This window comes from Chryseobacterium bernardetii (assembly GCF_003815975.1).
In the GTDB taxonomy this organism is placed as follows: Bacteria; Bacteroidota; Bacteroidia; order Flavobacteriales; family Weeksellaceae; genus Chryseobacterium; species Chryseobacterium bernardetii.
This window is the reverse complement of sequence record NZ_CP033932.1, coordinates 3,111,249-3,134,866: the sequence shown is the minus strand read 5'-3', so window position 1 is coordinate 3,134,866 and position 23,618 is coordinate 3,111,249. Positions and strand designations below refer to the sequence as shown.

At 36.2% G+C, this 23,618-nt stretch carries 23 protein-coding genes; 9 read left to right on the top strand and 14 right to left on the bottom strand.

The features are described from left to right. Nucleotides 1–123: 123 nt before the first annotated feature. Nucleotides 124–666 carry a cysteine hydrolase family protein gene (locus EG339_RS14375; RefSeq protein WP_123870664.1) on the top strand — a complete coding sequence of 181 codons (543 nt, stop codon included), beginning with the start codon at nucleotides 124–126 and terminating at the stop codon, nucleotides 664–666. Here EG339_RS14375 and EG339_RS14370 read toward each other — a convergent pair. The 7 genes from EG339_RS14370 to EG339_RS14340 form a co-directional block, all read right to left on the bottom strand. Next, on the bottom strand, nucleotides 663–1,367 hold the full coding sequence (locus tag EG339_RS14370) for a class I SAM-dependent methyltransferase (protein WP_123870663.1): 705 nt from the start codon (nucleotides 1,365–1,367) through the stop codon (nucleotides 663–665). The two genes, EG339_RS14375 and EG339_RS14370, sit on opposite strands and share 4 nt — an antisense overlap. Before the next feature lie 330 nt (nucleotides 1,368–1,697). Continuing rightward, nucleotides 1,698–2,510 (bottom strand): siderophore-interacting protein, encoded by an 813-nt coding sequence (locus tag EG339_RS14365; protein WP_123870662.1) that lies wholly within the window; start codon nucleotides 2,508–2,510, stop codon nucleotides 1,698–1,700. 107 nt (nucleotides 2,511–2,617) lie between these two features. Next, a complete protein-coding gene (locus EG339_RS14360; RefSeq protein WP_123870661.1) occupies nucleotides 2,618–4,831 on the bottom strand; it encodes a TonB-dependent receptor in 2,214 nt (737 codons plus the stop codon). A 304-nt stretch (nucleotides 4,832–5,135) separates the two neighbouring features. Next, nucleotides 5,136–6,728 carry an efflux MFS transporter permease gene (locus EG339_RS14355; protein ID WP_123870660.1) on the bottom strand — a complete coding sequence of 531 codons (1,593 nt, stop codon included), beginning with the start codon at nucleotides 6,726–6,728 and terminating at the stop codon, nucleotides 5,136–5,138. A gap of 101 nt (nucleotides 6,729–6,829) precedes the next feature. Then, nucleotides 6,830–7,948, bottom strand: a complete 1,119-nt coding sequence (locus EG339_RS14350; protein ID WP_123870659.1) for an HlyD family secretion protein — start codon at nucleotides 7,946–7,948, stop codon at nucleotides 6,830–6,832. 24 nt (nucleotides 7,949–7,972) lie between these two features. Beyond that, on the bottom strand, nucleotides 7,973–9,283 hold the full coding sequence (locus EG339_RS14345) for a TolC family protein (protein ID WP_123870658.1): 1,311 nt from the start codon (nucleotides 9,281–9,283) through the stop codon (nucleotides 7,973–7,975). 89 nt (nucleotides 9,284–9,372) lie between these two features. Then, nucleotides 9,373–10,218 carry a helix-turn-helix domain-containing protein gene (locus EG339_RS14340; protein ID WP_123870657.1) on the bottom strand — a complete coding sequence of 282 codons (846 nt, stop codon included), beginning with the start codon at nucleotides 10,216–10,218 and terminating at the stop codon, nucleotides 9,373–9,375. Nucleotides 10,219–10,291: 73 nt separating this feature from the next. On the opposite strand from EG339_RS14340, the gene EG339_RS14335 reads away from it, so the two are divergent. Both EG339_RS14335 and EG339_RS14330 read left to right on the top strand, forming a co-directional pair. Next, a complete protein-coding gene (locus EG339_RS14335; RefSeq protein WP_123870656.1) occupies nucleotides 10,292–10,765 on the top strand; it encodes an Mpo1 family 2-hydroxy fatty acid dioxygenase in 474 nt (157 codons plus the stop codon). 88 nt (nucleotides 10,766–10,853) lie between these two features. Further along, nucleotides 10,854–11,804 (top strand): DUF4349 domain-containing protein, encoded by a 951-nt coding sequence (locus tag EG339_RS14330; protein WP_123870655.1) that lies wholly within the window; start codon nucleotides 10,854–10,856, stop codon nucleotides 11,802–11,804. Here EG339_RS14330 and EG339_RS14325 read toward each other — a convergent pair. The 6 genes from EG339_RS14325 to dnaA all read right to left on the bottom strand — a co-directional run bounded on the left by EG339_RS14325 (nucleotide 11,760) and on the right by dnaA (nucleotide 16,301). Then, on the bottom strand, nucleotides 11,760–12,767 hold the full coding sequence (locus EG339_RS14325) for a hypothetical protein (RefSeq protein WP_123870654.1): 1,008 nt from the start codon (nucleotides 12,765–12,767) through the stop codon (nucleotides 11,760–11,762). The two genes, EG339_RS14330 and EG339_RS14325, sit on opposite strands and share 45 nt — an antisense overlap. 5 nt (nucleotides 12,768–12,772) lie before the next feature. Beyond that, nucleotides 12,773–13,060 carry a hypothetical protein gene (locus EG339_RS14320; protein WP_123870653.1) on the bottom strand — a complete coding sequence of 96 codons (288 nt, stop codon included), beginning with the start codon at nucleotides 13,058–13,060 and terminating at the stop codon, nucleotides 12,773–12,775. 10 nt (nucleotides 13,061–13,070) lie between these two features. Continuing rightward, nucleotides 13,071–13,769, bottom strand: a complete 699-nt coding sequence (locus tag EG339_RS14315; protein ID WP_123870652.1) for an SAM-dependent methyltransferase — start codon at nucleotides 13,767–13,769, stop codon at nucleotides 13,071–13,073. Between the two features lie 4 nt (nucleotides 13,770–13,773). Next, nucleotides 13,774–14,274, bottom strand: coding sequence for a nuclear transport factor 2 family protein (locus tag EG339_RS14310; protein WP_123870651.1), 501 nt, complete (start codon nucleotides 14,272–14,274; stop codon nucleotides 13,774–13,776). Nucleotides 14,275–14,276: 2 nt separating this feature from the next. Then, nucleotides 14,277–14,729, bottom strand: coding sequence for a low molecular weight protein-tyrosine-phosphatase (locus tag EG339_RS14305; RefSeq protein ID WP_123870650.1), 453 nt, complete (start codon nucleotides 14,727–14,729; stop codon nucleotides 14,277–14,279). A 117-nt stretch (nucleotides 14,730–14,846) separates the two neighbouring features. Continuing rightward, nucleotides 14,847–16,301 (bottom strand): chromosomal replication initiator protein DnaA, encoded by a 1,455-nt coding sequence (gene dnaA, locus EG339_RS14300; protein WP_045495212.1) that lies wholly within the window; start codon nucleotides 16,299–16,301, stop codon nucleotides 14,847–14,849. A gap of 138 nt (nucleotides 16,302–16,439) precedes the next feature. Here dnaA and EG339_RS14295 point away from each other — a divergent pair, with 138 nt between their 5' ends. The 5 genes from EG339_RS14295 (at nucleotide 16,440) to EG339_RS14275 (ending at nucleotide 21,798) form a co-directional block, all read left to right on the top strand. Next, the gene (locus tag EG339_RS14295; RefSeq protein WP_123872687.1) at nucleotides 16,440–16,859 is read left to right on the top strand and encodes an acyl-CoA thioesterase; all 420 of its coding nucleotides are present in this window, start codon (nucleotides 16,440–16,442) and stop codon (nucleotides 16,857–16,859) included. A gap of 164 nt (nucleotides 16,860–17,023) precedes the next feature. Continuing rightward, nucleotides 17,024–17,872: a prephenate dehydratase gene (gene pheA / locus EG339_RS14290; protein WP_123870649.1), complete on the top strand. Its 849-nt coding sequence runs from the start codon at nucleotides 17,024–17,026 to the stop codon at nucleotides 17,870–17,872. A gap of 359 nt (nucleotides 17,873–18,231) precedes the next feature. Beyond that, on the top strand, nucleotides 18,232–18,939 hold the full coding sequence (locus tag EG339_RS14285; RefSeq protein ID WP_123870648.1) for a hypothetical protein: 708 nt from the start codon (nucleotides 18,232–18,234) through the stop codon (nucleotides 18,937–18,939). Between the two features lie 108 nt (nucleotides 18,940–19,047). Next, entirely contained in the window at nucleotides 19,048–21,264 is a 2,217-nt protein-coding gene (locus EG339_RS14280) for a DUF2339 domain-containing protein (RefSeq protein WP_123870647.1), read from the top strand. 114 nt (nucleotides 21,265–21,378) lie between these two features. Then, a complete protein-coding gene (locus tag EG339_RS14275; RefSeq protein ID WP_123870646.1) occupies nucleotides 21,379–21,798 on the top strand; it encodes a hypothetical protein in 420 nt (139 codons plus the stop codon). A gap of 48 nt (nucleotides 21,799–21,846) precedes the next feature. Here EG339_RS14275 and EG339_RS14270 read toward each other — a convergent pair whose 3' ends face one another. Then, nucleotides 21,847–23,124, bottom strand: coding sequence for a replication-associated recombination protein A (locus EG339_RS14270; protein ID WP_123870645.1), 1,278 nt, complete (start codon nucleotides 23,122–23,124; stop codon nucleotides 21,847–21,849). A 136-nt stretch (nucleotides 23,125–23,260) separates the two neighbouring features. Between EG339_RS14270 and yidD the strand changes: the two genes are divergently transcribed. Beyond that, nucleotides 23,261–23,476, top strand: coding sequence for a membrane protein insertion efficiency factor YidD (yidD, locus tag EG339_RS14265; RefSeq protein ID WP_225717812.1), 216 nt, complete (start codon nucleotides 23,261–23,263; stop codon nucleotides 23,474–23,476). The last annotated feature ends 142 nt before the right edge of the window (nucleotides 23,477–23,618 follow it).

Below are 23,618 nucleotides of genomic sequence, written 5' to 3'. Positions count from 1 at the left end.
TCTTGCTGTTTTTCAACAATACTTACCTATAGGTCTGTAAGTTACATTTCGGTACATACTTGATTTCCCTCATCAATATCTCTACCTTTGAACCTTTAATAATACAAAAATAAGTTTTACAAAATGAAAAAAGCATTAATATTAATTGACATTCAGAATGATTATTTTCCAAACGGGAATATGGAGTTGGTAAACAGTATCCAAGCCGGGCAAAATGCAAGAACTATCCTTAATAAATTCAGAAAGAACAATGATCTTGTAGTACACATCCAGCATATTGCAGCACAACCGGAAGCTACTTTCTTTATTCCGGATACTTATGGTGTAGAAATCCATGATCTGGTAAAACCTGAAGCTAATGAAAAAGTGATCATTAAGCATTACCCTAACAGCTTTCAGGAAACGGGCTTACTGGAATATTTAAAAGCCAACCATATTGAACAGCTGGTTATTGCCGGAATGATGACTCACATGTGCGTAGATGCAACGTCCAGAGCAGCAAAAGATTTTGGATTCCCAATTGAAATTATTGGTGATGCCTGTGCTACCAGAGACTTGGAGATCGATAACAAAGTAGCCAAGGCAGAAGACGTTCAGACCGCTTTTCTTTCTGCCTTGAAGTTCTATTATGCCGATATAATTAAAACAGCAAATTATCTAAATTAGTTCAAGGTAAGCTTTGCCAGATAAGAATCTTCATCCTGCAATACTTTCTCTATTTTAAATCCGTTATTTTCAGCGGCATTTTTCAAAGTATTAAAGTCCAGATAAAGCCACGTGATAGGATTTTCAGATTGCCCTTTATAATGAACAATATATTCCAGTTCTCCATAATATCCACCGGCAGGAATATATACTCCGCCATCTTTATCGCGGTCAAACATATAAAGAATATCTGTGCTGTCAATCAGAATCTGCCCGCCTTCGTTAAGTAATGTTGCCAGTTTTTGAAGATACATATCAATTCTGGATAATCCTTCAAAAATTCCGGTACCATTCATTAATAATAAAACAGTGTCAAACGTTTCACCAGAAAAATCAAGGATATTCCTACACATTGCTTTTTTAATTCCTCTTAACCGGCAAACTTCGATGGATTTTGGAGAAATATCCAAAGCTGTAACATCAAGATTCGCATCATTCTGAAGATACACTGCATGTGAACCGGCTCCGGCACCAATATCCAAAACTTTCCCTTTGGATAACTGCAATGCCTTTTGCTCAATGTCATTCATATCTTCAAAATCCCTGAACAGATAGTCTACAGGAAGTTCATCCAATTCAGAGATTGAAGTTTCCGTCTGCAGGTCTTCAGGATTTTCATCATGATAATAATCCCAGATGGCTTGGCCCATTAAATCTTTCATGCTGCAAAGATACGGCTTCAAGCGGTAAAGTTCAAAGTTGGAATGGCGAGTTTTGAGTTGTTGGATTCGGGTTACGGGTTACGAGGTTTGTATTACTTTAACTTTACTGGGATCTTCATCATATGCAATATTATAACGCAATAGATCGCAAGGTTTTTAGGATGTTCATGCTTTTTATAAGATCGCAAAGGCGTTTTCACTCAGCAATGAAACAGTGTATGTTTTAGCTACATGAAATGCCTTTGCGAACGAAAATATTTTCAAGTTTAATAAAAAACTTTGCGACCTCAGCGTTAAAAATATTGAGAAATTTTCTTACCAGGGCCCAGGTTATGCTATTGATTCTTTTTCTTCATGTCTGTCTGCCTGCGATTCATTCTCTGCTTTCCCTGCTTTCCAGTAAGAAAATGCATAGAGTTCTTTTGATGTCCAGTTTTTTTCTTTTCGCAGATAAGTGCGTATTTCTTTAACACTGGAAAATTCACAAGCTACATATCCGAATTTTGAGGTTTCAGGAATCTCAATGTTCTTTACTGCATCAGCAATTTCACTACTGATCTGAGGTTGCGGATTATGAAGCCATTTAAACTCAATATCTGCTTTAGTTTCCAATACCTGTTCATCTTCTTTGCCGTGAACTTCAATAATACAGATTCCTTTTGCTGTTTCAGGAAGGGTTTCCAGAATAGCGCTCAGAACAGGAATTGCCGTAGTATCTCCAGCCAGTAAATACCATTCTGCTTCAGGATACAGCTTTTTTCCATCCAGGCGCATCATGATACCAAGTTTTGCCCCGGCTTCTGCTTCCCTTGCCCATTTTGAAGCTGGGCCACCATCTCCATGATCTGCAAAATCAATAAACACTTCATTCTTTTCCAGATCAATTCCCCTGTGTGTATAAGTTCGGATAGAAGGAGCGACTTCTTTTGACGGATATACCCATTCATGGTTTTCATCCAGCATCGGAAAATAAACTTCATTTAATCCGGCAGGTGGAACTGCAATTTTATTATTGTCTCCGATTGTGGTATTTTTGAATAAATAAACTTCAGGAGAATACAGATATACTCTGATAAAGTGATCTGTGATGTATTCTTTTCTGGTGACTTCGGCAATAAACTGCCCTGTTGAAATTTGAGCCATAACTGAATTAATTTTTAAGTTAAAATCCGGCTTCCGATCAGTATCAGAAACCGGATTTGTAGAAAGTATTTGATCCAGACTAAGGCATGAGTACCCTAATCTTATTTTTAAAATTCGAAAGTATACGACAGATTAAATGTTCTGCCTCTTCCTTTATAGTTAAACAGGTCCGGAATTCCATAGCTTGAATATAAAACCTGGGAACGTTTGCTCCAGATGGTCTGATAATCTGTATTGAACAGATTCTGAATTCCAAGATTCAATTTTCCAAACCGGAATCGGTAACCCATCATAAGGTCCGAGGTATTGTAGCCCTCCACTACATTCTTAAGTTCATCCTCCTGCTTGAAATTCTGTAATGACTGAAATCTGAACGACCAGTTTTTCACATTATATCCAATATAGGTTACCAGTTTTGATGGTGAAGCATTATAAATTTCCTGTTTCTGCCATTCTCCTTTGTTGTCTACTTCGGATCTGATCAGTAATCCGCTGGCTCCAAAATACACTCCATTATTCATGGAATAAGAAACCTCAGCTTCAATCCCCATATTTCTTAATTTCAAATCATTGACAAGGATCTGGAATGTTTTTTTGTCCACCGTTACAGTTTTGTCAGAATTGCTTAAGAATCCGGCCATCTGTGCTCGCAATCCGTCTTTATTGATACGGTATCCTACTTCAAACTGGTTGGTTTTGATAGCTTGTAAAGGCTGGTCTTTTACATTGATACTTGAAATTACATCCCAATTTCCGTTTCCATTCAGAGCATATTTTCCTATTCCGTAGAATTTAGCCGGGTCTGCCAGACTTGCGCCCTGAGAGAATGTTCCCCAAACCTGATGCTGCTCGTTAATTTTATATAGCAATCCGGCATTCGCTAATGTTACGTTATAAGAGCTTTCTCCTCCGGGAATGGCAGAAGCAGAGGTTCCGTATCCCATAGCAATTTGCGTTTGCTGCTCAGAGCCTACAAAATCATCCATCTTTACATTGATGTGCTGGTAACGTACTCCTGCATTTAGCTGTAATTTTGGAATGATATTGTATTTTGCCTGAACATACCCTGCATAGCTTTGTGAGTGATTGGTAGGATATCTTCCAAGTCTGTATTGGGTTTCATTAATCAGTCCCCCACTCGACATTGTTTTTGTTATATCATATATAGATTGCGTTCCTTCAAATTTTTCAAAATCTATGTCTGCTCCATAGGTAACATTGAATCCCTTCCATGATTTAGATAATAATGCTTTTATTCCTGAATAATAGGTATCCTGCTGCGAAGAAGACATATAAGCAATCTTTGAAGTCTTTAAAGCTACATTACCCGGGAAAGGATAAAACCCTAATTTCTCTCCTCTTGTAGCAAGCTGGATATACAGATCCTGACCTCCCAGAATTCCGTTTCCGTTATAAGCCACAGTTGCCATATAACGTTCTGTTCCTACATTTTTATCAGAGGAAAAACCATCTCTCATTTCCAGAAGACTTCCATCTTTCTTTGTAAAAGCACTAAGGTTTTCACCCAAATACAGGCTTCTGTCACCATTGAATCTGGAATTATAATATTGAAGGGAAGCCGTTATTTTATGCTTGCTGTTGAATTGATACCCTCCTGTTGCCAGGATGTCAATAGATTGGTTGTACTGAAGATCGGTCTGGGTAATATCGGTAAACAGCTGTTTCTGATCTGCTCCATACACTCCTCCATTCTGCTGGTAAGCTACCCCTAATCTTCCGAAGAACTTATCTCCTTTTCCTGAAATGGATTGGGCTGCACGGAAATCATGATCATCTTTACCCATAAATCCTGTACGCACTCCTAATTCTGTTTCTCCGCCTATTCCTTTTTTAAATGGTGTTTTTGTAATAATATTGATAATACCCCCTGTCGCATTTCCTCCATAGATAGAACTTGCTCCGGAAAGCACCTCTATCCTTTCAATATTAAATGGGTCAATAGCATCCAGCTGACGGCTGATTGCACGGATACTGTTCAAAGAAACTCCATCAATCATCACCAAAGCGGAACGCCCTCTCATGTTCTGCCCGTAATTGGTTCTTCCCTGCGGACCGATATCCATACTTGGGATTAAAATGGATAACATTTCCTTAATTGGAACACCACTTTTGGCCTGTTCCTGAATCTTTTCTTTCTGAACAACCCAAACAGTACCTGGAATTTCGGAAATTTTGGTAGGTTTTCTGGATGCTACAATCACAACATCTTCTATGCCTTTAGAGGCTACAGAGTCTTTAAGGGTCTGGGAAAATAGTAATCCCGATGCTAAAAGACCTATGAATGCATAATGCTTTTTCATTCCTTCAAATCAAAGTTTTATAATCCCGCAAATATAATTTTTATTTAGAAACAATAAAAATAAGAAAGCATGAAATTTTTCATTTTTTTGAAAAAAGGCTGGAAGATAGAAACTGGAGGCTGGAAGTCATCGATGTCATCAGTATAGCTGAAGTAATCGTAACTTCTTTGCAATAATTTACTTACGCTGAGCCGTTACCCGTCTTTGATCACTCTCATCTTGCAGCCTCCCGCTTTCCCGCTAAAAATGCAAGATCCCAGCCCAATGAAGGACCAGGATCTTACTGTGAAAAACAAGGTATCTTTTACATCGCAGGCCCTGCCGCGTCTTTTATTTCTTCTAATAATTTTTTACGTTCACGAAGTCTTCTTCTTGCAATAACAGATTTACCTCCAAGAACTCTGATGAACCTGAAATACTGGAATCTTTTCGCTCCAAAATGATGGGTAATCACATAAAGTAAAATTCCGAAACCAATCAGAATAATAAATCCAAATATCTTTTTAGTGGCTATCAGAATAGCATTTAACTGAATACTTTTCATATTCGCCATTACATTCTGCGGAGTAACGGTCATTCCATCCATATAAACAGCAAGATCACCTATTGCTGTAACCTGAAAACGGTACTGTAACCATGAATATAAGGTTGAAAATATACCTACTGCCAAAAATGTCCTCCAAACCAATACCAATCCGATGGCCGCAAGCATTTCGTCCATTTCAAGCTTATCCAGAGTATAGAACCATACAGAAATAAACAATGAACACATTCCATACCCCTTTAAAAACATGGGAAGATACCAGCTGTCATAGCTGAACTCAAGCACCATAGAGAAATACATAATAATTGCATAACCTATCATTGCTGCAAACCCGGAAAAAATATACATTTTCAATGGTTTTTCTTTTTTAAACCAGAATATAGCAATTATCCCGGCTACAATGATTCCCGGAATCATCATCATACTCAACTTGGCATTCGTTAATGGATCATATCCCAGGACTCCGACGGCAAAAGTATTCTGAATGGAAGCTGTTCCCAGGAACATTCCCAGCCAGAACAGCATAAATAAACCATGCTGTACATTACTTTTGGTAAAAATCCTGAATGAAAGATACGGTCTCTTCAGCGTTAACTGACGAATGGAAAGCAGTGCAAAACTCACAAATGCAGCAATACTTGCATTGATAATATTCGGCGAATTCAGCCAGTCCTGTTGTCTTCCGAATGCATATACATAAGCAGAAAACATAAATGTTGAAATGAAAAGCAGGATGCTCAGCCAGTCAATATAATGCAACGGAACTTTCAATGCAAAGTATTTATCATGCATAAAGATCCAGTGTATCAACGCTAAAATAAAACATAGCACCGCAGTAAAAATGTAGAACTGCTGCCAGTTGTAAAGAAGTGCAAATTCTGCTGAATAATAAACGGCCACCTGGTTCATTACCAGAACAAATGTATAGAACACGCCATAAAACATTCCTCTGTTTCCTATCATAACCATCAATGGCAGGAAAAGCTCTATGGTAACCATCATCTTCATAAACCCGATCAGTAAAGCCGAAAATACAAAGATCATGGGTTGTAAAGTAGTGCCATTGATATAGCTAAGCAGTCCTAAAAGAACCAATAGCAGCACCATTTTATCTCTTACCTTAAACCTCATTTTGATTCTGAGAACAACAGGCATACAGGCTCCCATTCCTATTGTGGTTGCATAATTCGCCCACATAAAATATTCTGTCATAGCTCCGGTACCGCTCACAAGATAACTGATGTTCCCGGTATACACCCCGCCAATCGGCATTACTACAGCAAGCAGCAAGACAATCAGCAGAAGCTGTATGGGTTTTGGCACCCAGTCGCTATATAATCCTTTATTGTACATATTGTAGATGATAGATTTCAGATATCAGATGACAGACTTTTCAGACATTCAACCATAGCCTTTCACACTGCATATGTCTGGAATCTGATATCTTCCATCTTCTAGTCTTTATTAATATTCACGTTCATATTCATCCCTGCGCTCAGCTTCTCAAGATCTTCTTTTTTATTAGAAGCTGTGAACTCAATTCTCACAGGAATTCTCTGCTGTACTTTAATGAAGTTACCGCTAGAGTTATCTGTCGGTACACTTGAATATCTTGATCCGGTAGCTGCAGAAACAGCAGTAACCACTCCTTCAAACTGTTTTCCACCCAAAGCATCTGCTGTCATCATCATTTTCTCTCCTACTTTAATATTAGGCATCTGGCTTTCAAGGAAGTTAGCAGTTACCCATTTCTGACCATTTAATACGATGGTTGCCACTTGCTGACCCGGCTGAATCAGTTGGCCTTCGGAAATTGTTCTTCTTCCCATCACTCCGTCATAAGGCGCTGTAATAACCGTGTAAGAAAGGTTGATTCTTGCCATATCCAATGCAGATTTTGTTCTTTTGATCTCTGCATCATTGATTCCTAATCTGCTTTTGACTTCTGTAGTGGAAAGGTTTGCCGATTGTTTTTGATTCACCAATGTTTCATAGGCAGCCTTTTGGGCATCATATTCTGTTTTTACCTGATCGTACTGTTGTCTTGTTACCGCTTCTGCAGCTAAAAGATTTTTATATCGGTTAAGGTTCTGTTCTGCATTCCAAAGTCTTGCTTTTGCTCCGGCAATATTAGATTTCATTACATTAATATTGTTGGAAACGGTATTTACCGAAGAACTGGTTGCCGTTTTCTGAGCCATTGCATTCTGGTAAGCTGCTTCAGCCTGTCCTAATTGGGTAAGGATTTCACGTTCATCCAGAATAACCAGCGTATCTCCTTTTTTAACCTTTTGGTGCTCAATAAATTTTATTTCTTTGATATAAGCAGAAACCCTTGTATTAATAGGATTAATGAATTCTTCTACCTGAGCCGCTTCCGTATAGGTTTTGTTTCCGATATGAAAATATTCACGGATCAGCCAAAATAGCCCGAATCCGATCACCAGAAAAACAATGATATTGGAAATGATTGCTCTGATTTTATTTTTCTTGTTCTGCTTTTTTTTGCTGTCTGCCGCTGGTCTTGCGGGAGCAGGCGTAGTATTTTGAGTTGTTTGTTCCTTGTTTTCCATTGTGTTGATTTCAGTTTTAAAAAATTAAAGTGTTCCCGTAGCTTTCAAAAGGTTATAATATTGATACAAAACATTGATCTCTGCATTGGCATAATCCAGTTCTGACTGCAGTTTCTGGTTCTGTGCATCAATCATTTCTGCCTGCACAGCCAATTGATTCAGATATTTAGCTTCGGTAATTTTATAGTTTTCCTCTGCCAGCCTCTTGGAATCGTTTAAAATATCTGCCTGCTGAATCGCTTCCTGGTATTTGGTATAGGCCGCATTCACTCCCATATCTACATTCTGCTGTACCAAGGTCATCGCATCATTCGCCTGATTTTTCTGCAGCTCTCCTAATTTTACTTTTTCCTTTGTTTTATACAGGGTATCGATATTGTAACTAAGAGAAACACCTGTCTGCCAACCTCCTGAATACATATCCAAAACAGGGTTTCTCGTAGTAATTGGTCTTTGTAAGGTATATCCGCCAAATCCTGCTACCGTAGGCAGGTTATCGGTTTTAATAATTTCAATATTCTTATCCGCTACCGCAATATTTTTTTGTGCCGATTTCAATGCGGGATTGCTGTTGTGCGCAAGATCCATATAATAATCCATCCCGATTCCGGATGCTTTATTTTCCAGACTTTCAGTGGGAATTATTTCTGTGTCAGAAGGCAAACCTAAAGCAATATTTAAATTGTAAGTAAGGATCTTTCTATTGTTTGATAGCGTTAAAATTCCCTGATCCAGATTTTTAAGAGCAAGCTCACCGCGAATTACTTCGTTTCGGGTCACCATTCCCTGCTGATAGAACTTCTGGATATTTTTAAGACGTTCCTGGGCTAGCTTTTTATTATTCTGAAAAACTTCTTCCTGGTTAATGATCTTATACACATCCAGATAATTGGAAATCACTAAAAATTTCACATCCTGCTTATTTTTCTCCAGATCCAGTTCAGAAAGCTGTTCACGAAGCCCCGCCATTTCAATGGATTTATTCACCAGTCCTCCTTTGAAGATCAGTTGTGTGGCCTGAACCGCATACGAACTTCCGTAATGAGGCATAGGTACTTTTGTAGAATTTGAAAAGTCTTTATCAATGGCTACTGCATCCCCCAAATAGAATTGGCTTGTAGAAGCTGTTATGGTTGGAAGTTTCTGAAGCTTTGCGACATTGATATTCTGTTTGGCAATATCAATATTCTGCGCTGAAACCTTCAACTGCTGATGATTCTGAATTGCCAGTTCGGCAATCTCACCTGCGGTCATCTGTTTCACCTGTTGCGAAAAAAACAGCGCAGGAAAAGCTGCTATCAGAACTGATAGTGCTGTTTTTATTTTCTTTGTCATTTTACCTTGTTTTACGGATACAAAGTTAGGACAACAACAAAATCAATCAAATGTTTGATTTTTGGAAAAAGATGTTCAAATGTAGGATTTTAGTTTTCGAACTGATGTCTGTACTGTCTGGGGCTCACTTCCATATGCTTTTTAAAAAAGTGAGAAAATGCATACTGATCGCTAAAACCAAGGATAGACGAGATCTCTGAAACAGGTTTATTGGAAGAGTTCAGGAGTACTTTGGCTTCATTCATCACAATTAAAGCAATGATCTGGCTGGCAGACTTTCCTGTCACTTCTTTAACGACAGATGAAAGATGTCTGGTTGTAATAGACTGTCTTTCGGCATAAAACTCAACAGTTCTTTCTGTAAGATGATATTCGGCAAGGTCTGTAAGAAAAACAAAGACAATTTCTTCCTGCCTGGACATCTGATTCATAGAATTAGTATCTTCTTTCGAGATAATTCCGGCCATCTGGTAGCAGAAAACAGAGAAAAGATGTTCCACCATTTCTTTTTTGTAGAGCATATCAGTCTCAGAATCCAAAATGTATTTTAGGAAATTGACACTTTTCCATACCACCTCCATTTCATTTTCAGGAAATGGAACTCCCTTATTCATCTGCTGCCTGAAATAGCGATACGTAATCAGCCTGTTGAATTTTAAAGATAAAGCTGAGATAAATTCTCTTTTATAAGAAACCATTCTGGATTGAAAATCGTCAGTCACCGATATCACTTCATAAATGGTTTGCGGATCGGTTACCATAAACATATTGGCAGAAACTTCCAGATCACTAAAGTGCTGGCGAAGTCTTATAGTTCCTGATTTAATGAAAATAAAAGCCGGATTATCGGGACGGAAAGGCTTATCAACAGCAATTCTCTCGAAAATGTTTTTTTGCGTAAAAATTTCAACTCCGAACTTTTCTAAGGCAGACATAACACAAATGTAAGCAAACTTATCACTGATTACAAAATTTTATTATTTTAGCATCAATCCAATTCCTGTCAGTATGAGAAAGGTTGATTTATTATTTGCAGAATATAGTAAAAGCCATAGAAATGCGACCAACAAGTTCATTCATTGGTTTTGTGTACCTCTGATTTTTTGTTCTATTCTGGGGTTCATTTCCCTGATTCCTTCCCCTCACTTCTGTGTTGCCTATTTCGGATGCATCAGTATCATCAGTTTAATTGCAATTGCTCTTATCAGTTTATATTATTTACGGCTTTCTTTCCTCATTGGCCTTATTATGATCTTTATAATGCTTCTGGCTGAACATTTCATTTACCTTACCAATATTAGTATGGGCAAGAAGTCATGGCTCATTTATCTCAGTATTTTTGCCATTACATGGATTTTTCAATTGATAGACCATAAAATTGAAGGCAAAAAGCCCTCATTTCTGAAGGATATCCAGTTTCTTCTGATTGGCCCGATATGGCTGCTAGGCTTTATCCTGAAAAAAACCGGGATCAGATATTAATATATTTAGTTTATGCTTTTAAACAATTCCTGAGCATTTATTTTTCTAAGCATGGTTTTTGATAGTATTCATAAAAAATTAACTTTTCATGAGAACTTTATTTTTACCCTTACTTTTTTTCGCTCTTGTCAATTGTAGCAAGTCTAATAGTGATAAGAATTCTGCTAATGCTGCCTTTACTCCAATAATAGCAGAAGACGAAGCAACTCTGAACAAGGTCTCTTTAGTGAATGCTAAAACAGACAATACACCCTCTTCCGGATCTAACAAAATGGATAGTATATCCCGGAAAATCATCAAAAACGGGAATATGAGAATTCAAGTTGGTGAAATAAAAAAAGCGCAGACCCTCGTCAATGAAATTTTAAAAAATAACAATGCTTATATTCAAAAAGAGGAATTTCGAAATACAGATGTAGATGAAAATCTTGATTTAACCATCAGAGTACCTCATAAAAACTTCGATAAACTTATTAATTCATTTTCTGATGGTGTAGGTTCTGTATTGTCTAAAAATATTTCATCAGATGATGTTACAGAAGAATATACTGATGTATCCATAAAATTGGCTAACAAAAAAATTTATCTCGAAAAATACAGGGATATGCTTAAAAGTGCTGCCACCACAAAAGATATGCTGGAAATACAGGAAAAAATCCGCGGTCTGGAAGATGAAATTGATATAGCTGAGGGAAGACTACGCTTTATTGATGACCGTGTAAATTACAGCACTTTAGATCTAAGCTTATATAAAGAAAAAGTAAGAAGTTCCGCCACTTCAAAAATTGGTTTTGGAAGTCGCTTTGTAGACTCCCTTACAGAAGGCTGGAACAGTTTTGTAGCCTTTTTATTAGGAATTATTTCTTTCTGGCCTTTCTTTTTACTGATTCCTGCTATCGTTGCTATATGGAGAAAATGGAAAAGAAAAAGCAAAAACAGTAGGTTTTCCTTATACAATTACAAAACCGAACTTCAGAGAGGTTCGGTTTTTATTTTAATGGGCATATTTTGTAGGAAGATCCGGATAAACGTCTTTTAACAGAATTGTTTTTCCACCTTTAGAAATTTCAGCTTTCGGAAAAGCATTTTTAACCAATTTAAAAGTAATTAGCACTGGCTCATTACTCTTTATCTGATTTAAGTCTTTAAAAGCGTTCAAGATTTCCTGGCCGTCAAAAGAATAGTTACTTCCATATTTCTGCGTATTACCCCAATCAATAGAAAATCTGTTTGGAATATATCTTAACTTTGCACTCTCAAAGGTGTCGCCATCCATTCTCATTGATTTTCCATCAAAAGCATAAGCTGAAATTTCTGAAACTTTCTCAGTATTTTCAGTTTCAATTTTCACCATCCAGGTATATTTTTGAGTAAGAATATCTGAATAATCCGAAATACTTTTCAGAGAAGGGAAATCATTATATTCTTCCCTAGCATACGTTCTATATACCAGCATTTTCAACGTTCCCGGAAATTCTTCTGCCTGGAAATTTCCTATTAATACGGATCCGGCATGATGGTTTCCCACCGGTTTAATTTTCAAGGAAACCTTCCCTTTTGGCTGAACTTCCAGCCTCAAATCTGCTCCCGGACTTTTATTTTCCAAAGAATTCTGTTTTTTATCTAAAGAAAGCCTTGTATTCAGCTGATAAAACTTTTTCTCTTCAACAGAAAAGTATCTGAGGGATAAAGAATCGGGTAACAGGTCATTCTGTGACCAGAAATAGGCGGAATCGGGTCCTTTTGAAACAATTAATCTTGGAGAATTGTTATTCAGCCTATTTTCAGAATAATTGAAAGTATTGATAAAAACAGCATCTAGAATCTTCAACATACCCGCCTTTTCATCCGTTGAATTCGATCCTAAGCTTATTATTTCCGAAGACCACTTTATTTTATTGAATTCTTTTTTCTGCAGCAAAGCAATCCCATAGAGAAGAACCAGTACGATAAAAACGCCTGTAAGAAATAAATTCAGATAATCTATGACCGTTTTTCTCATATTCTTTAATGTTGATAAGCTTTTCCTAAAGCCCCTAAATAAGACAATGCCACAAATATTAAAAGGGAAGCAATCACTATAAAAAAAGTAAAATACCTGAATGATTTTTTATACCTGGACTCTCCCGTAAACAAATTAAGAATTATAGAAACGGTTGGAATAAAAAAACAAATAAAAGCAATATGCAACCCTTCCCCCCCTTCAGTTTCAAAGTCTATATAATCCAAGTATTTAATAAGCAATACCTGAATACAAAACAATAGAAGAACAGTAAGAAACGGATTATTTTTCATCGCTATTATTTTATTTTCCCAATACAAATACAGCCGGAACTTTATGAAGTTCTGGCTTTTGTTTTTGCCAGTCTTTTATGGTCTTTGTTCTGATAAATTCATGCTCGGGATCATTGATATTGGCAGCAATACAAAGCTTCGAATTGGGAGATAAGAACTTGGTAAGATCTTCAATAAGCTGATTGTTTCTGTAAGGAGTTTCCATAAAAATCTGGGAATAACCGGTTTTCTGAACCAGACTTTCCAAATGCTGAATCTGCTTCTTTTTCTCTCCTTTATCAATCGGAAGATAACCATGGAAAGTAAATTCCTGCCCGTTGAATCCACTGGATATTAAAGCCAGAATAATGGATGAAGGCCCTGAAACAGGAACTACCTGGATGTTTTTCTCATGGCACCATTTTACCATCAGGTTTCCAGGATCTGCAATACATGGCAATCCTGCCTCTGAAAGCAATCCAAAGTCCTGACCTTTCAACATCAGCTGCTGTGCTTCTTTAATATCTGCATTTTCCGTATACTTATCCAATAAAAACAGTTTCAGATCTGCCTGCTTTTTTTCGGGAGCAAAAAATTTAACGACTTTTCTGGCCGTTTTCTCATTTTCTACAAAGAAGTAATCCGTTTGCATAATATATTCTTTGATAACAGGTGCAAAATGAGTAATAGAGGTATTTTCTGATAAATAAGCAGGGAGTAAAAAAAGCATTGTTTTATTTTTTAGTTCTTTCGTTTAGTGAAGGTTGTGGGAAGTATTTTGCAAGGTCCATGGAAAAGGTAACAGAAGTGATTTTCCAGATTCCGTTAATCTTCATCAGCGTCCATATTTCTTTTCCCCAGTTTTCCATTTTACCGTCATACCAAAAACTGTAGTCGAAATTGGCGGAAGCTACTGCTCCATCTTCAACGATTTTAATATTGTCAAATTTTTCTTCAGACTTGTCATCTTTAAAGCCTTTAATAAAAGCTTTGTAATCATCAGCAAAATAATATTCAGCCTTGGGATTTTTCTCCAGACGCTTGGCCTGCGTTCTGTCTTTGTAAATCCCAGTCCAGAGTACCGGTTCCTGAAATAATGACAGATATTGAGTTTCATTCCGGGTTTTAATACTTTCCATAAAGTCATTCATAACTTTACGGATTTCTGTTTCATCTTTGGCTTGGGCAAAAGATAAATTGAAACTTAGCACAAATAATAACAGCAGTCTTTTCATGGTTATGGTATTAAGATTTGTTTGCTGATGGCATCACACCCTTTATCCAAAAGCTGAAAAACATTTTCGAAGTCTTTCATGTCTCCCCAATAAGGATCCGGAACCTCAGCATTCTTATGATCTCCCAAGACTTCCAGGAATAATGATATTTTCTGACGTTCTTCTTCATTTTTAGCTTTGGAAATAACATCTTCCATTACGTCTATATCCATACAGTAAATCTTATCAAAAGTTTCATAATCTCTTCTTGTGATGGGTCTTGATCTTTGTCTGGAAATATCAATATTGTGATGGGCAGCGGTTTTAATGGCTCTTTTATCCGGATGTTCACCTTCATGCATAGAGATCGTTCCAGCAGAATCTACCACAAAGCTTTCAGGTACTTTTGTTTTCATAATTCCTTCTGCTAAAGGGCTTCTGCATATATTTCCAAGGCAAACCATCAGGATTCTCATAGTGTGATATTTAATAATTCAACTGCAATTAACGTTTATTAGCTTCAACAAATCTAAATAAAAAATGAAGAATACAACTATTCTTCATTTTTTAATATTTCTAAGTTAAGATGGAGCTTACTGCTTTATTCTTTCAGTAAGGTCTTTAACATATTTCTTGATTTCTTTATCAATTTTGGAAACATCCTTGATGGTATCACAGGCATACATTACTGTAGAATGGTCTTTTCCGCCCATTTCTTCACCAATTTTAGTGAATGTGGAATTGGTAAACTCTTTTGAGAAATACATGGCCAATTGTCTTGGTAAAGCGATTTCTCTTTTTCTTGTTTTAGATAGAAGCTGTTCTTTTTTGATTCCAAAGTAATCGCATACCACTTCCTGAATATAAGGAATATTGATAACTTTCTTTTGATTTGCTGCAATTCTGTTGATGGTTTCCTTCAATAATTCAAGACTTAAATCTCTTTTATATACTGTAGAATAAGCAATTACAGAGTTAATAACCCCAATTAATTCTCTTACGTTTGTTTTTGTTTCAACAGCAAGGAAATCAAGCATATCTCCGGGAAGAACAATTCCGTCTCTGCTTAATTTGTCTTCAATGATCTGTCTTCTTGTGGATAAATCCGGAGATTTGATCTCTGCAGAAAGCCCCCATTTGAAACGGGAAACAATTCTGTCCTGAATATCCATGATATCTGCTGGAGCTTTATCAGAGGTAAGGATGATCTGCTTTCCATTTTGATGCAGGTGATCGAAAATATGGAAGAAGCTATCCTGAGTTGCCGATTTTCCTGATAAGAACTGAATATCATCAATAATCAATACGTCCACCATTTGGTAGAAGTTGGCAAACTCTGTCTGTTTATGTGCTTTCGCAGCAGAGATAAACTGCTGGATGAATTTTTCTGAAGATAGATAAAGAACAACTTTGTCTGGAAACTGATTCTTTACTTCAAGACCAACGGCCTGGCCCAAGTGGGTTTTTCCAACTCCATATCCTCCATATAAGAATAATGGGTTGAATGCTGTAGCTCCCGGTCTTTTAGCAATAGATCTTGCTACGGTAGCAGCAAATTTGTTGCTTTCCCCTTCTACATAACTGTCAAAAGAATAGTCTGGTTTCAGATTAGAATCAATATTTACTTTTCTGATTCCAGGTACCACAAAAGGGTTTACAATATTAGCAGAGAATCCTTGTGGCATTGTTTCCTGTGTTTTTGGAGTAGGAACACTTTGTCCCTTCATGTTCATGGTAACCGGTTTTTCTTCACCTTTCGGTCTGTTTTCCATTACAGAATACCATAATTTCACTCCTTTTCCTACATTTTTCTTCAGGGCAGCAGAAAGTAAGGACAAATAGTTATCCTCAATATATTCCTTGTAGAAATCACTCGGTACGATAAGTGTAAGGTTATTAGACACTAGTGAAAGTGGCTGTACCTTATCAAATAACATATCGAAAGATTTTTCAAGTTTTTTCAGGTCAGAATTATCTTCAGCTGCGTTCAAGTTATCGCGCATAAACTGAAGGCACTTCTGCCATATCATCATTAAGTTGTCATCCATTTTTTATGCCCTGATTAATTCTTTTGTTTGTACTGTTTTTAGAAGGGAGACAAAGGTCCAATTTTTTCTTTTTAAAAAAAAATATTGCAGGTATTGATTATTTAAAAATATATTTGTATGTATAATTTAAGACCTAAAATGATACACACAACACACTCAATACGAGTACGTTACGCAGAAACAGACCCCATGAAATATGTATACTATGGTAACTACGCTCAATACTTTGAAGTAGGCAGAGTTGAACTCTTCAGAAGCATAGGAATTTCATACGATGAAATTGAAAACCAAGGAATTTGGCTACCTGTTTCAGACTATAAAATTAAGTATATCCGCCCGGCTTTATATGATCAAAAATTAGAAATCCATACCTATGTAAAAAAAATTCCTGGGGTAAGAATAGAATTTGAATATGAAATTTACAATGAAGAGCATATTAAAATTACTGAAGCATCTACTACCCTTTTCTTTTTAGATGCCCAAACAAATAAAATTATCAAATGTCCGGATTTTCTGATGGAAATGATTGAAGCTAACTGGAAAGAGACTACAGAGTAAAAATTATAAAGGCTTGAGGGAGGTAATACAGAAAATGAAGGATCGGATCTTGATATTCCGTAACCTTACACTTTAAACGTCAAACTTTGGACACTCTTCCCTTAAACTTTGAACTATAATTCGCACCTTTGTCTTTTAATTATAACAACACCTTATATTTACTTATGAAGATTGCATTTTTGGGGCCTCATGCCAGCTTTACCCAGCTTGCTGCTGCACAGCTTTTTCCTGATGACGAGCTTTTACCACAAGCAAGCATTCTGGACTGTTTTGGAGCAGTAGAAAGCGGAGACGCCCTTAAAGCCGTTGTTCCTTTGGAAAACTCCATTGAAGGCACTGTATCAATGACGCTGGATTATCTGTATAAGACACCGTCCGTTAAAATTGAAGCTGAGGCTGTAATGCCGATTGCCCACCACCTGATGATTCATCCTGAAAATTCTATTGAGGAAATAGAAAAGATTTATTCTCATCCGCAGGCACTGGCTCAGAGCTTCCATTTTCTAGACAATCATTATAAGGAAATTCCAAAACAGGACTTTTCTTCTACTGCGGCTGCAGCTAAATTTGTTTCAGAAAACAAAGAGGTCAAAATTGCAGCAGTAGCCAATCAGTTTGCAGCCAACTTATATGGATTGAACATCGTCAACCGTAATATCCAGGATTTTGAACAAAATCACACCCGCTTTATCATTATCTCCAAACAGCAAAACAAGTATGATAACAGCCAGCTGGAAACATTAGGAGAAAAATCAGGGATGCTTATTACCCTTCCCGAAGATCATCCGGGAGGTCTCCATCAGGTATTATCTGTTTTTGCATGGAGAAAGATGAACCTCAGCAAGATTGAATCCAGAACATTGAAGACCGGATTAGGCAATTATTTCTTTTTTATTAATGTAGAAGGCCCATGGGAAGATGTACTCCACGGGAATGCGCTGAAAGAACTTGAATCCATTAACGCGGATGTTGATTTTCTTGGAAACTACAAAGAATTCCTTTTAGAGAGCTAAATTGGTTACAAATTTATTAAAAACACGGCTAAATAGCCGTGTTTTTTTTTGGATTTTACACTTAAATAAGATTTAAAATAAAAATATTTTACTACAAAATCATTCATTTACAAAACAGTATAACTCTAATAAAATAACCCACACAACTGGGATATTTTATTTTACAAAAAGCCTGACAGACACCACTTTAGAAAAATAGTAAAAAAATAATTCGTAAATAGAATATGTAATTATATACTATAAAATACAAACATATGTTTAAATATTTCATATCATAATAATACAAAAAGTAAAAATTTCACAATGTAGAGTATAATTTTTGTCGTATATTTGTTAGCAGCTAAATAAAAATCTTGATCATGAAAACTAAAATCTACAGCCTAATTGTAGCATTTGCTACTCTACCGCTATTTTCCCAAGTAGGAATTAACACTTCCACTCCAACAGCTACCTTGGATGTAAATGGAAATATGAGAGTTAGAAACACTCCTGCTGCAACTACAGTACCCGGATACCAACTTTTAGTTCAAGACAATAGCAGTACAGAAGTATTTGCTATGGATCCACAATTATTAATAGGAGCTGCCAATGTTAATTCAGGAATGTTTGCTGCTAAAAAAACAGCCGGAATCAGCCTTGTGGATGTTACATTATTTCCATCAACCTTCAGACCTGTCAATTTCCAGGCAACTGATAGAAGTATAGGATCTGCAAGTATGTTTTCTGATACGGACAGTTCTTTTATCATTCCATCTACAGGTGTTTATTTAATAGGCTATAATTTCCGATATGGAACAGGATTACAGGCTAATCTTCTTGTTAACGGTTATGGTATCGGAATAGCAAGAACAAGAAGTGGTGTAGGTACAATTATTGATACCCGACCGTTTACAGGTATTGATTTAGGACTGGTAAGCTTAACAATTTCCGAGTCAAATATAAATTCTTTGTACTCTTTCCAGGCTGGTGATAAAATAAGTTTTGGCCTTACAGGAAGTAATGTTCTGAACTTATCAATTTTAGGTTCCACCGTTTCTTCATTCTACATTTACAAAGTATCTAATTAATAAGAACATATTGTTAGTTATCTATATCGTTAACCCATCGTCCCTATCACGATGGGTTAATTTTTCAGCACCATTTTAAAATTCTTTATATTTGATAAAAACTATGTAATGAATGAGTATCTTGCGGTGATCCTGATCATAATTATTGCCATCATTTTCAGCAACCTGAACACCAAGATCCGGAAACTTGAAAAAGAGGTATCTGACCTTACTTCAAAGATCAATAAACAAACGATACATCCTGAGATCCCGCAGGAAGCAATTACGTCTGAAGAAACCATTACTTCGCCAACACCAATTCATGAATCCCACGGAAAAGCTATTCTCCCCAGCAGAAACAGAGAAGAACCGTCAAAGCTTCAAAAAGACTGGCTAGATCCTGTTTTTGAATTTTTAAAACAGAATATCCTTACTGTTATTGGAATTTTTACTTTAGTTCTCGGAATAGGCTACTTTGTAAAATACGCCATTGATAAAAACTGGATCGGAGAAACTGCGAGAGCAGGAATTGGTTTTGGTACCGGAACAATAATTATACTTACAGGACATTTTCTCCGAAAAAATTATAAAACTTTTGCTTCCATCATCACCGGAGGAGGGATTGCCGTTTTATATTTCACAACAACAATCGCTTTCAGAGAATATCATCTTTTCAGCCAGAATATTGCTTTTGTCATTACTTCAGCAATTACTGCCGCTGCCATCCTGCTTTCCTATTATTACAGAAGTGAAATTTTAATTATTTTTTCACTGATTGGCGGTTTTACAGCACCTTTAATGATTAGTACAGGAGAAAATAATTACATATTTCTTTTCACTTATATTACCTTATTAAATATAGGAATGCTGGCCGTTGCTTTCCTTCAGCAGTGGAGAAGTGTGGGATGGACAGCATATATTTTTACCAGCATATATCTTTTTTACTGGACAGCAAATCTTCCTGAGCTTTTAAGCATTACTTTTTATCTTATCAGTTATGTTATTTTCTACACTTTTGCCCTTCATCATTACTTCAGGAAAAATGAACTTGCTGTTCCGGACATCTTAATGCTCGCCCTTGTTAACTGTTCAAGTATTATAGGTCTCACTTATATCTTCAATGAATTACAATATGAACCTGTTATCATCTTCCCTTTAATTTTTGCATTGGTAAATGCCTTCCTTCTTTTCAGGGAATACAGAAAAAGAAACCTTGGTATTTCATTTTCTGTTTTTGCGGGAATAACAGTCAGCTTGATTACAATAGCTGTTGCTTTACAGTTCAAAGCCCACCTTATTACCAGTGTTTGGGCCATAGAAGCCACTTTACTTCTTTATATATGGAAAAAAACTGGCTATAAAATTTTTAAAGTATGTTTTTATGTGCTTTTCCCTTTGGTTATTTTTGCGCAGCTTATTACGTGGTGTGAATATTTCAACGCCACCAAGCTCAGCATTATATTCAATCCTGTATTTTTAACAAGCCTGGTAACTACTGTTTCCATCGGAATCAATTTATATCTATTAAAAAGCAGCAAAGAAACAGAAACAGGGACGCATACTTTTTTTGAAGACCTCATTACAGCTGCAAGCTATGGGGTTATTTATACGGCTATACTTCTTGAAATTATTTATCATATTAATAGCATGCCATGGGCTGCTATAACCAGTGTAGGGTTATTATACAGTATTTATTATATTTTCATCTTGTTATTTTTCAGAAAGAAACTGAGTATTGCCAAAGATCTTCAAACCGGACTAATCTACCTGTTATTCTTCTTTGTAATGGTCAATATTTCTGTTGCCACCACATCAGTAGTTACAGATATCATATCTAAACAGCTTCATAACAGTTTCTATATACTGCATTTACTTCAATGGATACCTTTTATATATGTATCACTAAAAATTATTCCTGATACAGCATTTCATCATTCAAAAATATCATACTGGATCATTTCTTTAGCATTCACTGTTTCCATCAGCTATGAACTCCATCACTTGTATGTATTGGCCACATCGCACAACCTAACTGATTCTTATGCCGTAAAAAATCATTTCAATATACTTTACTTGCCTATCATCTGGACTATCCTTGCGAGCCTGTTTATTTATATAGGATTAAGGAAAAACATCCAGGAATACAACAAAGTTGGCTTTGCCCTGATTGGTCTGATGGCTTTAAAACTTTACGGTTATGATGTGTGGCAAATGGATAATATTTCAAGAATCAGTGCATTCATTGCTCTTGGGATCATTTTATTGTTAAGTTCATTTACTTTTCAGCGTCTTAAAAAGATTATCAAAAATATGGTTGACACTAAAGAAAAAAAACAGGAATTATAATTGGCTTTAAAAGTTTGCATTTGTAAATAAAATGCAAAACATTTTAATATTTAATTCACATTTTACAAAAAATAACTATATTTATCACGTTTTTAACAGTTACATATTCTGATTATGAAAAAAATACTCTATTCTTTTTTAATACTGTCATCTGCAACTTTATTTGCACAAAAAAAGCTTGCTATAGCTGATAATATGATTGGAACAGAAGATCTGTTCAAGTCTGCGAAACCAAGCATGCAGGTTTTGAAAGTTTACAATACCGCAGCCAGCCTGCCTGCCAATTTGAAAAAATACAGTTCTGTTTTTTCCAGCGGGGTCACTGTATATAAACTTAGTAAAAAAAATATTCTTGATAGGATATCTTTAGCACAGCTAAATAAGCAGGTTGATATTCCTGCAGATAATTCCGTTTTTATTGATGGGTATGAATTTACCGATTCATCTACTAAAATCTTCACAGATATTATGGCAAAGACAGAAAAAAAGGATCACAACGGAAAGCCAACTTACTTTATTTACACAACGAAGTAATTTAACAATACAAAAAAAGGATAGCGTTTTTACACTATCCTTTTTTATTTAATATTTCTTTCCCCACTTTTTCTTCAGTTCTTCATAAATCTTTTTTTCTGTGGAATTGTTTCCCGGTTCATACAGTTTCACATCTTTGATTTCCTGGGGAAGAAAATCCTGATCTACAAAATTACCTTCATAAGAATGGGCATATTTATACTCCTTACCATAATCAAGATCCTTCATCAGTTTTGTAGGGGCATTTCTTAAATGAAGAGGTACAGGTAAGTTTCCTGTTTGCTTCACCAATGCCATTGCTTCATTAATAGCCATATATGCAGAATTACTCTTAGGAGAAACGGCAAGATATACAGCTGTTTCACTCAGAATAATCCTTGCTTCAGGGTTTCCGATCACATTGATAGCCTGAAAACAGTTATTGGCAATCACCAGCGCATTAGGATTGGCCAACCCTATATCCTCCGCTGCCAGAATAAGCATTCTTCTTGCAATAAACTTAATATCCTCACCTCCTACAAGCATTCTCGCCAGCCAATATACCGCTCCGTTAGGATCACTTCCGCGCATTGACTTAATGAAGGCTGAAATAATATCATAATGCTGCTCACCATTTTTATCATAAAGTGCCATTGTCTCCTGAAGAACTTCCAGCACATCTGAATTAAGAATCTCCTTCGTATCTGTATTTTTATACTGATTTAAAACCAATTCTACAGAATTAATAAGCTTTCTGGCATCTCCTCCGGAATACTGTATCAGTGCTTCTTTTTCAAGAATTTTAAAATCTGCCCCTTCGTCTTTATTATACCTTTCGGAAGCAATATCAATGAGTTCTTCAAGCTTTTCATAACTTAGAGCTTTCAGAATATACACCTGGCTTCTGGACAATAAAGCGGAAACCACCTCAAAACTTGGATTTTCGGTAGTAGCACCTATCAAAACAATCCAGCCTTTTTCTACAGCATGCAACAAAGAGTCCTGCTGAGACTTATTAAAGCGGTGAATCTCATCAATAAATAAAATGGGAGATTTCCCGGAAAATAAATTCTGTTTTTTAGCATCTTCAATTACGTCTCGAACATCTTTCACTCCTGAAGAAACGGCGGAAAGCTTATAAAATTTCCGTCCTGAGCTTTCGGAGATAATTTCTGCCAATGTGGTTTTTCCTGTTCCCGGAGGCCCCCAAAAGATCAGAGAATTCAGAGTGTTATTGTTGATCATTTTTCTGATCGTCCCTTTTTCACCGGTAAGATGCTCCTGCCCCAAAACTTCATCCAGGGTTTTAGGTCTTAATTTCTCGGCTAATGGAATATTTTGATTCAAAGTATTTTATTTTTAAGATCTATATTTCAGATTTCTATGGTCTGAAACTTCTAACAAAATTAAACTAATTTTCATTTTTTTACCCTATTTTTGCATTGTTTTGAAACTTACATTTAATAAAATCATTACGTTTCCTATGGTAATTTTGATAAAATTTTACCAATGGTTTATCTCGCCCTTACTTCCTAAAAATTGCCGTTACGAGCCTACCTGCTCTCATTATATGATAGAATCTTTGCAGGTTCATGGTATATTTAAAGGGTTCTGGCTGGGATTGAAAAGGATTTTACGATGTCATCCATGGGGAGGAAGCGGCTACGATCCTGTTCCACCAAAACATAAACATCAATAAAAAAACAACAAACTATTAAATCAATAGAAAAATGAGTAATATTTTTTTCAGAATTTACCTTGTTATATTTGCATTGGTTACTCAGTGCCTTTTCGCACAGGAATATCCCGGAGGTTTATCTGACGGAACTTTAGATATCAAT